At 46.3% G+C, this 13,337-nt stretch carries 11 protein-coding genes; 8 read left to right on the forward strand and 3 right to left on the reverse strand.

The features are described 5' to 3' along the window. Nucleotides 1-2 precede the first annotated feature (2 nt). Together GJR95_RS21565 and GJR95_RS21570 are read right to left on the reverse strand one after the other, a co-directional pair. Nucleotides 3-1,088, reverse strand: coding sequence for a DNA topoisomerase IB (locus GJR95_RS21565; protein WP_162391810.1), 1,086 nt, complete (start codon nucleotides 1,086-1,088; stop codon nucleotides 3-5). A gap of 111 nt (nucleotides 1,089-1,199) precedes the next feature. Then, the gene (locus GJR95_RS21570) at nucleotides 1,200-1,775 is read right to left on the reverse strand and encodes a DUF6962 family protein (RefSeq protein WP_174260216.1); all 576 of its coding nucleotides are present in this window, start codon (nucleotides 1,773-1,775) and stop codon (nucleotides 1,200-1,202) included. Between the two features lie 159 nt (nucleotides 1,776-1,934). On the opposite strand from GJR95_RS21570, the gene sucD reads away from it, so the two are divergent. The 8 genes from sucD (at nucleotide 1,935) to porN (ending at nucleotide 11,315) form a co-directional block, all read left to right on the forward strand. Continuing rightward, entirely contained in the window at nucleotides 1,935-2,813 is an 879-nt protein-coding gene (gene sucD / locus GJR95_RS21575; RefSeq protein ID WP_162387826.1) for a succinate--CoA ligase subunit alpha, read from the forward strand. 30 nt (nucleotides 2,814-2,843) lie between these two features. Next, entirely contained in the window at nucleotides 2,844-4,082 is a 1,239-nt protein-coding gene (locus GJR95_RS21580) for a DUF4271 domain-containing protein (protein WP_317167011.1), read from the forward strand. A gap of 103 nt (nucleotides 4,083-4,185) precedes the next feature. Beyond that, nucleotides 4,186-4,971 carry a uroporphyrinogen-III synthase gene (locus tag GJR95_RS21585; RefSeq protein ID WP_162387828.1) on the forward strand — a complete coding sequence of 262 codons (786 nt, stop codon included), beginning with the start codon at nucleotides 4,186-4,188 and terminating at the stop codon, nucleotides 4,969-4,971. Nucleotides 4,972-5,175: 204 nt separating this feature from the next. Further along, nucleotides 5,176-6,147 carry a PorP/SprF family type IX secretion system membrane protein gene (locus tag GJR95_RS21590; RefSeq protein ID WP_162387829.1) on the forward strand — a complete coding sequence of 324 codons (972 nt, stop codon included), beginning with the start codon at nucleotides 5,176-5,178 and terminating at the stop codon, nucleotides 6,145-6,147. A 268-nt stretch (nucleotides 6,148-6,415) separates the two neighbouring features. Further along, nucleotides 6,416-7,552 (forward strand): T9SS ring complex lipoprotein PorK/GldK, encoded by a 1,137-nt coding sequence (porK, locus tag GJR95_RS21595; RefSeq protein ID WP_162387830.1) that lies wholly within the window; start codon nucleotides 6,416-6,418, stop codon nucleotides 7,550-7,552. Between the two features lie 128 nt (nucleotides 7,553-7,680). Next, complete coding sequence (porL, locus tag GJR95_RS21600) at nucleotides 7,681-8,493, forward strand: type IX secretion system motor protein PorL/GldL (protein ID WP_162387831.1); 813 nt, start codon at nucleotides 7,681-7,683, stop codon at nucleotides 8,491-8,493. Nucleotides 8,494-8,608: 115 nt separating this feature from the next. Then, nucleotides 8,609-10,195 (forward strand): type IX secretion system motor protein PorM/GldM, encoded by a 1,587-nt coding sequence (gene porM / locus GJR95_RS21605; protein WP_162387832.1) that lies wholly within the window; start codon nucleotides 8,609-8,611, stop codon nucleotides 10,193-10,195. A gap of 64 nt (nucleotides 10,196-10,259) precedes the next feature. Further along, a complete protein-coding gene (gene porN, locus GJR95_RS21610) occupies nucleotides 10,260-11,315 on the forward strand; it encodes a type IX secretion system ring subunit PorN/GldN (protein ID WP_162387833.1) in 1,056 nt (351 codons plus the stop codon). A 77-nt stretch (nucleotides 11,316-11,392) separates the two neighbouring features. Here porN and uvrC read toward each other — a convergent pair whose 3' ends face one another. Continuing rightward, nucleotides 11,393-13,201, reverse strand: coding sequence for an excinuclease ABC subunit UvrC (uvrC, locus tag GJR95_RS21615; RefSeq protein ID WP_162387834.1), 1,809 nt, complete (start codon nucleotides 13,199-13,201; stop codon nucleotides 11,393-11,395). Nucleotides 13,202-13,337 lie beyond the last annotated feature (136 nt).

Genomic DNA, 13,337 nt, shown 5'->3' on the forward strand with positions numbered 1-13,337 from the left:
GTCTATTTAACTGATGAGTCTTTGATAACGCTCTTGACCTGATCGTTCAGGAATTTTAATAAGAGCTTTTCGGCGCCATCCAGGCCATGAGGACTCGTTTGCCGGAATCGGTTTTTTTGTTCGATGTATGGGTTTAAATCCCTGCATTCGTACGATTCCAGAATCTGCGGATGAACATAATGTTTGCGGCAGACCGTGCGCGTATTGCCCAGTTTCAGTGATACTTCATCGAGTACGGTATTAACGTTTTTCTTTAATTCTTTCTCTGATTCGCAAGGTTCCAGTTCAATGAGCAGCCGAAGTGCATTGACTGTTCCGGCCCAGGTGCGGAAATCCTTTGCTGAAAAATCGTCACCCATTGTTTCATGAAGATACTCATTCACCATCCCGGAGTCGATGGAGTGACGATTGCCCGCTTCGTCGAAATACTGAAATAGCTCTTTGCCCGGAATATCGCGGCAGGCTTTTACCAGCCGGGATAATCGCCGGTCATGGAGCGTAATATCGTGATAAATACCTTTTTTGCCTTTGAAACTAAATCGTACGTCACTGCCTACTGCCTTAACGTGCCGGTTTTTGAGGGTTGTTAAGCCATAAGAACCATATTCTTTTTCATAGGCCGCATTCCCTATCCGAATCAGGGTTTGTTCCATTACGCTCAACGCAATAGCGATTACTTTTTCGCGAGCCAACGATCGATGCGCCAAATCCTGATCCAGTCGAGCGCGAAGCCTGGGAAGCGCTTCGCCAAAAGCGGCCATTCGAAAAAATTTCGTTTCACTCCGGATCTTGTTCCAGTTGGCGTGATAGCGATATTGTTTCCTGTTTTTTGTGTCGATACCAGTTGCCTGTAGGTGCCCATTCGCTTTCGGGCTAATCCAGACATGTTCCCAGACTGGGGGCAAAACCAGTTTGTGGATACGCTCCCGTGTTTCATCGTCGCTGATGATCTGTCCGTTTGCATCAAAATAAGTGAAATGATCGCCGGTTTTTCGCCGACTGATACCGGGCATTGTGTCGTTCATATACACGAGCCGGGCTGCCTTTGCTGCCTTGATCGGGTCGTGTGCCAGTTCCAGTAAATCCACGTTCGTTGCGTTTTGTGGATTGGTAACTGTTTGACGAGCCAATTGGTTAAAGCGGGGCTAAAGAAAACAGGTCCCCAATGATCTGAAGCAATCAGTTGTCATAAAACCAGGTTACCGTTGGGCCGCTTTGCCAAAGAACCAAAGAGCTAATGCGCTGGCGTAATGATAAAAATCGGTCGGATGAAAAAACGATTCCAGTGATTGAGCCTTCGTTGCAAGCCCCATCATCATAGCCGCCAGAACAATCCAAAGACCGCGTTTATTGCGTTGGAGTAAGGAAAAGACAGCAAGCAGCATCAGTACGAGAATAGCGAGCGATGGCACGACTGGCGTGAAAATACGAACCTCGGGCAGGAGTAGAAGGATAAAGACAAACAGACCAAATAGCATGGTTGTTATAAAAGTCGTTATCGAATAGACGCGCCGGTTAAGTAATCCCCAAACGCCTACTACCGCACAAACAACACCCAGACTATCGGATAGAACGACCATTGAGTGATGAAGAGGCTCAAGCGATTCATTGCCTGCATAATGGAAAATACCAATCACGGCCGCCAGCGAAACGGTAAGTAAGAAAAAACCCCATAAAAGCCGATTATATATGCTTACCCGCTGAAAAAAGTGCCAGAACACCCCAACGCCCGTTCCGGCCAGAATAGAGCCTGAGAGAATGTGCGAAAAAATCATCACGTAATTTACGAAGATTCGGCTACTTTTGCCCAACTTATTCAATGATGCAAGATTAACAGACGAAAGAAAAAAGACGAAAATTGTTCAGATCTTTCTTCAGTCGTCTGTTAATCCTGTGTCAAATTCAATCGCATCGCCAACGATTTACTAACCGTCATGAGTGTTTTAGTTAACAAGGACTCCAAAGTTATCGTCCAGGGCTTTACCGGCTCGGAGGGCAGTTTCCATGCTCAGCAGATGATCGAATATGGTACCAATGTCGTTGGTGGAGTTACGCCCGGCAAAGGTGGACAGACTCACCTCGATCGGCCCGTTTTTAATACCGTTCAGCAAGCTGTTGATCAGGCTGAGGCCGATGTGTCCATCATTTTTGTACCACCCGCTTTTGCTGCTGACGCCATTATGGAAGCTGCTGAAGCAGGTATCAAGGTGATTATCTGCATTACCGAGGGCATTCCGACGGAAGATATGGTAGCGGTGAAAAACTACCTTACCGATAAAGACACTCGGTTGATTGGTCCAAACTGCCCTGGTGTTATGACGGCGGAGGAATGTAAAGTTGGGATTATGCCCGGCTTCATTTTCAAGAAAGGAACCATTGGTATCGTTTCCAAATCAGGAACACTGACCTATGAAGCGGTTGACCAGCTTACTAAAGCCGGTCTAGGGCAAAGCACAGCGATCGGTATTGGGGGTGACCCAATCATTGGCACAACAACCAAGCAGGCTGTTGAATTGCTGATGAACGATCCAGAAACCGAAGCCATCGTCATGATCGGCGAAATTGGTGGAGGAATGGAAGCCGAAGCCGCTCGCTGGATTAAGGCCGACGGCAACCGCAAACCTGTTGTGGGTTTTATTGCCGGACAAACAGCTCCGAAAGGACGTCGGATGGGACACGCCGGAGCGATTGTTGGCGGAGCCGACGATACCGCATCGGCTAAAATGGCTATCATGCGTGAGTGTGGCATTCACGTTGTTGAGTCGCCCGCTCTCATTGGTGATACCATGCTGAAGGCATTGGGGAAAAATTGATTTAACGGGCCATAAAGAGTGCCGCAACGGATGTTGAAAGTGCAAAAGAGCGATAGAGGGAAAAAAGGCTGGCTAAACTGGATACGAGTACCTGCCATGACATTTTTTCGCTCTTTCGCTCTTTCAACATTCTGTGCGGCACTCTTTGTTACAGCCGTTTTTGCACAGTCCCGCACAGAAGGAATTGGACCGGCCAACCAGTATTATCCGGTTCATGATTTTCACGATGATTTTCAGGTATACGATGAGGCCGCTAAAGCATACGTGCCCTATATCGTTGAGCAGCACGCTGACCAAACAGCGTTAAGTACCTATATCGACCTGGAAAGTAATCGACACTACAATCTTCTTATTTCGACCAAACAGGATGGGTATCTGTTTATCAACGCATCCCTGAAACGGAAACTTCGGGCAGGCGAGTGGTCAGTATTCAGTATCGACAGCCTGTATCGTGTTTATCGCCAGCCGGAAGTTTTTCTGACACTGTATGGTGCGCCGGGTCTGAATGACAAACGCCTGTTTATTGGCTACCCTAAGTCAGCTACGCAGAAACTGGTTGTCCTGCGTGATGATAACCTGAGTGTACGACCGCGTACGTTTTCGGTTTATGATAATTTTTTCGGCTTAGGCTTACTGTTTTTATTAGCAAGCCATGCGTTCCTGTTTTCATTCTATCACAGGGCGTTTCTTCGATTTTATAGCCTGCGTGATTTATTGTCACTTCGGGCGCAGGAGGAGTCTTTTTTGATCAATCGGCCTCTGAGTAGCACTAATGTGCTGTTTATTCTTAATTTAAGTTTTGTTGTTGCTTATTTAATTGTATTCGTACAAAGCCGTAATCTCGATGTATTTGTATCCCGGCGCCTGTTGGGAGCGCAGAATCTGGGCTCGGTGTTAGGGGAGTTTATCGTATTAAGCGGGCTTGCCTTTATTGTACTAATGGGTAAATACATCGCCCTGGAGGTGCTTGGTGGGTTATATAAACTACAGAGCATCATTAATATCCATTTTTTCAAGGTGCTTCAGTCGTCGATGCTGTTCTTTACGGCACTGACGTTACTTTTAGTTGTTATTGCCTACAACACGGCTAGTATGACCTGGTCTGAAAGTGCGCTGTTATTGCCCGTCCTGGTGTTTTACCTGATGCGATTAGCCTTTCTATACATTGTCATCCGTAGTCAGGAACCTATCAAAAATCTGTATTTATTTTCGTACCTTTGCATCGTTGAATTGATTCCACTCATCATAGGCCTTCGTTTCGCGCTGTGAGAGTGGTTTACAGTTTATGGTTGTGGTTTATGGTTGGTTTTCTGGTCAATTATAAGCCAGTGCTATAAACTCAGAACTGACTATTGAAACGAGTTGAGATTCAATGAACGAGACCAGCATGCAATCCACCCAAGACCGGCTGACGAAGGTTAACCGGCTGCTAGTGACCCAATCCCGCCCTGCCGACGAAAAATCTCCTTATTTTGACTTAGTCAGCAAGTACAATATTCAGATTGATTTCCGGCCATTTATTCAGATACAGGGTGTATCGTTTAAAGATTTTCGTCGCCAGAAAATCAATATTCTGGATCATACAGCCATTATTTTTACCAGCCGGAATGCGATCGACCATTTCTTTCGTATTTGCCAGGAAGGCCGTATCGAGGTTCCTGCCGACATGAAATACTTCTGTATTTCGGAACAGACGGCTAATTACCTCCAGAAATACATCATTATCCGAAAGCGAAAAATTTTTAACGGCACAAAAACCGCGACCGAGCTGTTCGATCTGATCAAGAAACACAAGAACGAGAAGTTCCTGTTTCCATGTTCCAACATTCGGCGCAACGATATTCCTGAGTTCATGGATACCAGTAGCCTGCATTTTACGGAGGCAGTTATGTATGAAACTGTGCCGACTGATTTGTCTGATCTGGATATCACTAGTTACGATATCATTGCCTTCTTCAGTCCATCGGGTGTAGCATCGCTGATGACGAACTTCCCGGAGTTTAAGCAGAATGGCACACGAATGGCTGCTTTTGGCCCCACTACGGCAAAAGCAGTGACAGATGCCGGGCTTACCCTTGACATCGAAGCACCATTGCCAAACGCTCCTTCAATGACAGGTGCGCTTGATCTGTATATTAAAAAGGCTAACAATTCATAAACAGTTGGCACTTTTGTGAGGTTGGTTGTTGAAATCAGGACATTTTTGGTCCTTTTTCGACAACCAACCTTTATTTTTCTGGTTCAATAAAGTAGCAGTTTCGGCGTTTATTTGTAAACTGCATCGTACGGTTGCAACGAACGTACCGATGCGTGTCGTAATAGGCCAAGAGGCCTTGGCACAGGTTCTTTTTTCTTTGCTTGTATGATTCGCACTTTTTACTTTTTTGCCTTCCTGCTACTGATGCTTACCGCTCAGTCGGTTTTTGCCCAACAGGAACCTCAGCTTAGTATGTATATGTACAATCCGCTCTATTATAATCCGGCAGCCGCCGGGTCAGAGGGAGTGTCACGAATACAACTCACGCAGAGAACCCAGTATCTTGGCTATCAGACAACGGGTAATTCTGATCCGGGAGGAGCTCAGAACTCCCAGATTTTATCATTCAACATGCCACTGGCACGCATTAAGAGCGGCATAGGCATCTACCTGTTGAATGATAAGGTTGGGCCAAACTACAATCAATCAGTACAATTATCTTATGCCTATAGATTGGCATTGAAGAGCGGTACACTGGCATTTGGGGTTCAGGCCGGGCTTTTCAATAAAGGCTACGACTATGGTGTGCTTAGACCAAGTGATGCAGGCGATCCGCTGATTCCAACCGGTCGGATCGGACAGGCTAAGCCGGATATTGGTGCTGGCGTTTATTACAACACGACTGACTACTGGATTGGCGTAAGCGTTAATCACATCAATAAGGCACCGTATCAAATAGGTACTGATCGTTCTACCAACCCGCTCTACCCAAGCGCTTATCTGAGCGCTGGCTATCGATTAGGAATAGGCTATGATATTGACATACAGCCATCTATTCTGATTCAATACGCTACCTTGGGAGGAATACGGAACTCAACGGCAACCATCAATTTAGTGGGCACGTACGACAACCGGATCTGGGCTGGTGTTGGCTATCGATACCAGGATGCAGCCATGGCTACGGTTGGCATCAATCTGATGCGAAACAACGCATTGCGCGTAGGCTACTCGGTTGATCTGGTGCTTGGAGCTAGTGCTAAAAGTGCAACGTCACACGAATTTATGATAGGCTATGCACTCCCGGCGCCCGATCCACGAAAGAAACCTATTATACGGACTCCTCGCTTTCGGTATTAATTTAATATTTAACAGGATTGTTCAAGGTTTCTGGCAACGGATAATAAAGACTAGCATTTTGGCAGTATTCTTGTTAGGCAGTTTAGGAATAGCAGTGTATTTTTGAAGAAAGTAGGTTTAGTTAAAAAGTGTGAAAATGCGCTATTGAGTGAATTAATGAAGCAACGTTTTTGAGAAATTCTTCGTAAAGAAAATTCTACATACAATAACCAAACGGATTTTCGTTTTTAGTCTGGTCTCGCACAAGAAGAAGGTAAAAAGTCTTATAATGATGAAGTACAACTGGTTTACAGCCAACGCAACCCGGGTGGTGATGGTCGCAGCAGTAATTCTGCTGATGCAAGGTTGCGGCTTTATTAAGTCAAAGTTCGGTGGTAAAGACGGCAAAGGAGGAGAAGTCGGTGTTACGAATGGAGAAATTACGGCCACAGGTCGTAAAGGTTGGAAGCAACCAACTCCATACGGAATGGTGCTGGTTCCTTCGGGTTCGTTTATCATGGGGCAGGCTGACGAAGACGTGGCGGCTACTCAAATTAATATGAACCGGCAGGTAACCATCAGTTCGTTCTATATGGACGATGCCGAAATATCGAACCATGAATACCGGCAGTATGTCAATGCACTGCTGGCCGACTCTGTCTCCGTATTAGGGGAGGAGGAAATCATGGCGAAGTATTATCCTGATACAACTGTCTGGAAAAATGACTTCACCTACCACAACGGTGACCCGATGCTGGAGCATTATTATGCGCACCCGGCCTTCGATACCTATCCGGTAGTTGGCGTAAGCTGGATCGCTGCCAAGCACTTTTGCCAGTGGCGTACCAACACACTCGATGATTTCCGCACTAAAGAAGGTGGCTATCGTTCGTTCGGGTTCCGGCTCCCGTCGGAAGCTGAGTGGGAATGGGCTGCCCGTGGCGGAAAAAGCGGGGCGAAATATCCCTGGGGAAACCCCTACGTGGCCAATGGGAAAGGTTGCTACTTAGCTAACTTCAAACCACAGCGTGGTAATTTCGATGCGGATGGTTATCCCTATACCGCTCCTGCCACAGCCTACAGCCCAAATGATTACGGTCTATACAACATGGCTGGTAACGTAGCTGAATGGTGCCGGGATGCCTATGCCGATAACTCAAACGCCATTGTTTGGGATATGAACCCGGATAACCAGAATGCCGATGAACCTCGTAAAGTTGTTCGGGGTGGTTCCTGGAAAGACATTGCTTACTACCTCGAAACAGGTACACGTTACTACGAATATGAAGACCAGAAACGTTCGTATATAGGTTTCCGCTGTGTAATGGATAACCTCGAAGGACGTGCTGCATCGGGTCGTGGTGGCCGCGTTGGTGGTAGCAGTAAGAGTAAAAGCAGCAAAAAAGCGTCAGCTAAGAAAGCCTAATTCGTAATTAACGCTGGATACTGGACGTTAGAAATAACGTCCAGTGTTGATTGTCTGCGTTCAATTGCTCAGAGTACACAAGTCTTAACCACAAAAGTTAGTTACCTATTCCAACCAAATCGCTTATCATGGCAGCAGAAAAGTCCACGAATTTCTTTTGGGATCGTTTAGTACCAACCATTTATAGTGCCGGAGCCGCCGTCGTAATCGCAGGTGCTTGGGCAAAGATTACTCACAACGAACAATTTGGCTGGCTATTAACGGCTGGTCTGTTAACTGAAGTTGTTATCTTCTTATTATACGCTATTCAGAGTTTCACCAATCCTGCTACGGCGGGTGATGGCTATGCCTGGGAGCGCGTTTATCCAGAACTGGCTGAAGATTATAAAGGAGAAGCCCGGAAACCAGCACCCCAGGCAAATGGTCTGACAGGTAATATGGACCAGATGCTGGCACAGGCTAAAGTAACGCCTGATGTGTTTGAGCGCCTTGGTTCAGGCTTTCGCAATTTGAATGATACTGTTTCGAAACTGAGCGACCTCACCGACGCAACTGTCGCTACGAACGATTACGCTCGTAACGTTAAGTCTGCTTCAAGCTCGATCAGCGAGATGAATAAGTCATATGGTACCGCCATTACGGCCATGAACTCAATGGCCGATGCTACTACCGACGCTAAAGATTATCGGGATCAATTCCAGAAAGTGACCAAAAATATGGGTGCACTAAACGCTGTATACGAACTGGAATTGCAGGATGCGAATAAACATCTTAAGGCTATGAACGCCTTTTATGGTAGCCTGACTACTGCGATGGAAAATATGTCTGATGCTAGCCGTGATGCCCAGCAGTTCAAGAGCGAAATGGCAAAGCTGACAGGTAATCTGGCGTCGCTTAACACCGTATACGGCAGTATGTTAACTGCCATGCGTGGTAACTAAAATCAGTTGGCTAGTTTACGGTTTGTAGTTCATGGTTGTATCAATAGTAAACAACCGGTACTATAAACCGTAAATTATAACCCAAATAACTAACCCCCGTTTTCTACCATAATTTATGGCAGGCACTAAAGAGACACCCCGTCAGAAGATGATCGGGATGATGTATCTGGTATTGACCGCGTTATTGGCATTGCAGGTTACGTCGGCTATTCTGGAAAAATTCGTATTAATCAATAACAGCTTAGAGCAGTCAACAGGGGCTGTCAGTAAGGTTAACCAGTCAACATTTGACAACATCCGGGCGACGGTTGAGAAATCAGGGAATCGGGCAACCGATCTGGCAATCGTCAAACAGGCCGATGATGTTCGGAAATTGACCACCGAGATTGTCGGTGAAATGGATAAACTGAAAGACCAGATCGTTGAAGCCGGTGGTGGCCGTGATGAGTCTGGTAATATTAAGAACCTGAGTGAAGAAGAAAGTGTAGCTCAAGTAATGATCGGCACCAATCGTAAAGGAGCCGCTTTCAAATTGAAAGATCAGTTGAACGGATATATAGAAAATATTTCTAAATATTCGTCTACAAAATACGCTCCGATGGCTATGGATGGCAAAGACGATCCAATTGCTAATCGGTCGCCAGACCAGCGCCGGAAAGATTTTGCTGAACTTAACTTTGCTCAAACACCAATACCAGCAGCACTGGCCGTATTGAGCCAGAAACAAGCCGATGTTCGCCGGATTGAGGGTGAAGTACTTGATTTTCTCGCCAGTAAAGTTGGTGCACAGGATGTGAAATTTGACAAGATCCTGGCCATGCTCAGCATGGATTCCAAAGTTGTTGTTGCTGGTACGAAGTTTAAAGGGCAGATGTTTCTGGCAGCTTCGTCGTCGGGTATCCAGCCACGGATGAGTCTGAACGGCGGTCCGGTTCGTATCCAGGATGGTCAGGGAATCATTGAGTTTACGGCACAGGGTGGCGCTTATGATAAAAATGGTTTGTCCAAGCGTACGCTGACTGGCTCGATTGCTTATCAGACGCCAGCGGGTTTGAAAACTGTACCGTTAACCGCTGAATATTTCGTAGCGAAACCATCCTACGAAATTGAATCGGGTTCATTTCCACCGTTATACTTAGGCTGTGCTAATAAATTAAGTGTACAAAGCCCACAGTTAGGCGCATTATGGAATCCAAGCTTTTCGGCTGATGGAGCTTCGGTGATTCAGTCTGGCGAAAAAGGCAAAATTACCATTGTCCCCAGCGCTGCCCGTGTCACGCTTAATGTGAGTAATGGCGGAAGTTTACTGGGTAAAAATGATTTTCGTGTAAACAGAGTACCCCGCCCATCGCTAGAGTTTTACGTTGGGGGTACAAAAGCAGGTGATCCACGGGGTGTACCTGCTGGTCAGGCTCGAAGTGTGCGTGTTACGGCCGTGGCTGATGAAAGCTTCCGAAACTATTCGCCCGATGATGCCAATTTCCGGGTAACAGGCATTACCGTTATTCTGGCACGAGGTACTCGTAAAGTTGGTCAGGTAAATTTAGGCCCAGGCGGTGGTTCAATTGGTTCACTGGCAGCTGAGATACAGCCCGGTGATCGCTTGTCGATACAGGCTGATGGTGTTCAGCGTCGTAATTTCAGAGGGGATATCAGCGATGTTCCTATGGGTAATCCCCAGCAAACAGTTCCGCTTTATTAATCGTACTAAATAAAGTAGTCTTTCGTTATCAACAGGAACGAAGGACAAAAACAAATACTTGACAATGAAACAAGTTAGAACGATGGCCGTGGCCGCCACATTACTGGCGGTAGCTGGTGGAGGAGCAATGGCGCAGGAGAAAGCAAGCACCGGCACAAACGCGCTGTCGGTTCGGGCGATCAATGAAAATGATATCATGATGAAGAAAACTCTTTGGCGTCGGATCGACCTCAAAGAGAAACAGAATCAATCGATGTTCTCCAAGAACAATGAGATATCGAAATATTTGATCGATGCGTTAAAAGCTGGCTTGATCGATGCTTACGAAAACGACTCTGTAACGACGAAATTGACGCCAGAGAAGTTTCAGCAGCGGATGATCATGCCGAACTCCGCGCCACAATTATCGGCTGAAGAAATTGCCGCCGGTTTCGGTAACGAAACGACTGCCAATGGAGCAAACGATGGCTGGGGTGATGCCAAAAAGAAAGATCCTAAAGCTGCGGCAAAACCTGCTGACGATGGTTGGGGGGCTAAAAAGCCAGCCGCTGCCGCTGCTGCTCAACCTGCTGATGATGGCTGGGGCGCACCGAAGAAAAAAACGACCGCAAAGAACTCAAAAGGCAAAAAAGGAAAAGTTGTTGCGCCAGTAGTTGAGCCGCCCAAAGCTGATACCGTAGCTAAAGTGGCCGCCGTTCCCGTTGGTGATGAATACTTTGCCAAAGAGTTTAACATTATGGAAATTAAGGAAGACTGGATTTTCGACCGTAAGCGTTCACGCTTGTACTACGATATCCAGACGGTAACTATTTACCTGCCTTCCGATAAAAATGCAGCTGGTGTCGAAACGCCACTTGCTACCTTTAAATACAAAGATCTGGACAAGCTGTTCCGCAGTGATCCAAAGAAATTTATCTGGTATAACCCCCAGAACCAGGCTCAGCATAAAAACCTCGCCGATGCGTTTGATCTGCGGCTGTTCTACGGTCGTATTACGAAAGTAGCAAACCCTGGTGATACTGATTTAGTCGGTATGTATGGCGACAAAGAGGGCTTGATGAAGTCGTATCAGACGGAATACGAACTCATGGAAACCGAACATGGTCTTTGGGAGTACTAATAAAAAAGGCGGGTCATCCCCGCCTTTTTTATGCTATAGGTAATAAATCGTAAGCGGCTCTCCAGCCGCTTTACTTTTTACTGCTCAATTGTATCAAAATAGTTTTTTAGTTTGTGGGCCCGGTCTTTGCCAACAACTTCGGCCATTTCGTCAATAGAAGCTTCACGGATTTTAGTTACGCCCTTAAAATGCTTGAGAAGCTTGGCTGCTGTTTTCTTGCCAATACCTTCCACATTTTCCAGCTCGCTGATCAGGCTGTTTCGACTCCGTTTATCGCGGTGATAGGTAATGGCAAATCGGTGAGCTTCATCGCGAATACGCTGAATAAGCTTAAGCGACTCTGATTTTTTATCGATATAAAGCGGGAGATTATCCTCCGGGAAATAAATTTCCTCGAGCCGTTTGGCAATCCCGATAATGGGTACTTTGCCGTATAAATTCAGGGCTTTCAGGGCGTCGCAGGCGGCACTGAGTTGTCCTTTCCCACCATCGATCACAATTAGATCGGGCATATCCGTTTGCTCTTCCAGCACACGTGTATAACGGCGTGTTACAACCTCATACATACTCGCAAAGTCGTTCGGGCCAACAACCGTTTTGATCGAAAAATGCCGGTACTCTCTATTGGCAGGCTTGCCACCAATAAAGCACACCATCGCCGATACCGGGTTTGTTCCCTGAATATTGGAGTTATCGAAGCATTCGATGCGGTTGGGTAAATTTTTCAGCTGTAGATCCTGCTTTAAGCGGATCAATACCCGATCTTTTTTGCTCGCATTGGCTGTCGCTTCGGAAGCTGCCCGCTCCTGACGCTCCCGGCGGAAATACAGCACATTCTTGAGCGACATATCGAGCAGTTTTTTCTTATCACCAATCTGCGGAATGGTTACCTCTGCCTGCAAATCGACATCCAGCGGAATATTTGTAATGATCTCTTTGGCCTGACTGCCGTATTGTTCCCTAAACTCGATGATCAACATAGCCAGTAAATCGGGGTCCGTTTCGTCGAGCTTCTTTTTAATTTCTACAGTGTGTGCCTGGACAATTGTTCCGTTAACGACCTTCATAAAATTGATGTAAGCCGCTGATTCATCGGAAGCGATGGAGAACACATCTGCATCGGCGATTTTAGGATTGACAACGGTTGATTTGCTCTGAAACCGTTGAATGACCTCCATCTTGTCTTTATACTGCTGAGCCTGCTCAAAAGCGAGATCATTGGCAGCTTCAACCATCCGACTTTTAAAATAGTCCTGTGCCGGTTTCAGGTTTCCCTTCAGGATGTGATGAACCTGCTCGATGTCTTTATCATATTCGCTCTCCGTTTGTTTGCCTTCACAGGGGCCTTTGCAGTTCCCGATGTGATACTCAAGACAGACTTTATACTTGCCCGCTTCAATATTTTCGGGCGCAAGGTTGTAGTTACAGGTACGGATCGTAAACAATTGACTAAACATATCCAGTACTGTATACATAGGCTTGAGATTCGCAAATGGGCCGTAGAACGTGCCTAGTTTGCGATCAATGCGCCGGGTTGTAATTACCCGAGGGAAATTCTCGTTGGTAACACAAACAAACGGGTACGTTTTATCGTCGCGAAGCAGAATGTTAAATTTGGGCTGATAGCGTTTAATGAGCTGGTTTTCGAGCAGCAACGCATCAAATTCCGTATGGACAATCGTAAACTCGATTTTACGAATCTGACTGACTAAACGAAGGGTTTTACGGTCGTGCTGTTTCGAATTTGTGAAATAGCTGCTGACCCGATTCTTTAGATCTTTCGCTTTACCAACATAAATAACCTCACCCGTCAGATCGAAATACCGATAAACGCCCGGTTCATGAGGTACTTTGGCTAATTCCTGCTTGTAATCGAATTCCGGCATAAATTAAGAGACCGTCTACCTCGGTCGGGATAGAATTATGTCATCGCGGGAGTCCAAATTATGGACGGGCGGCTATACAAAACAACCAATATACCCTAAAGGTTGCCTGCTGAATTATATTAAAAAGGGCCAGCAT

Origin of the sequence: Spirosoma endbachense, assembly GCF_010233585.1 — a bacterium.
GTDB classification, from domain to species: domain Bacteria; phylum Bacteroidota; class Bacteroidia; order Cytophagales; family Spirosomataceae; genus Spirosoma; species Spirosoma endbachense.

Bases quoted from the DNA above. Each gene is read 5' to 3' on its own strand.
- GJR95_RS21570 (WP_174260216.1), bottom strand. From the start codon at position 1,775: ATGATTTTTTCGCACATTCTCTCAGGCTCTATTCTGGCCGGAACGGGC.
- sucD (WP_162387826.1), top strand. From the start codon at position 1,935: ATGAGTGTTTTAGTTAACAAGGACTCCAAAGTTATCGTCCAGGGCTTT.
- GJR95_RS21580 (WP_317167011.1), top strand. From the start codon at position 2,844: ATGTTGAAAGTGCAAAAGAGCGATAGAGGGAAAAAAGGCTGGCTAAAC.
- GJR95_RS21585 (WP_162387828.1), top strand. From the start codon at position 4,186: ATGAACGAGACCAGCATGCAATCCACCCAAGACCGGCTGACGAAGGTT.
- GJR95_RS21590 (WP_162387829.1), top strand. From the start codon at position 5,176: ATGATTCGCACTTTTTACTTTTTTGCCTTCCTGCTACTGATGCTTACC.
- porK (WP_162387830.1), top strand. From the start codon at position 6,416: ATGATGAAGTACAACTGGTTTACAGCCAACGCAACCCGGGTGGTGATG.
- porL (WP_162387831.1), top strand. From the start codon at position 7,681: ATGGCAGCAGAAAAGTCCACGAATTTCTTTTGGGATCGTTTAGTACCA.
- porM (WP_162387832.1), top strand. From the start codon at position 8,609: ATGGCAGGCACTAAAGAGACACCCCGTCAGAAGATGATCGGGATGATG.
- porN (WP_162387833.1), top strand. From the start codon at position 10,260: ATGAAACAAGTTAGAACGATGGCCGTGGCCGCCACATTACTGGCGGTA.
- uvrC (WP_162387834.1), bottom strand. From the start codon at position 13,201: ATGCCGGAATTCGATTACAAGCAGGAATTAGCCAAAGTACCTCATGAA.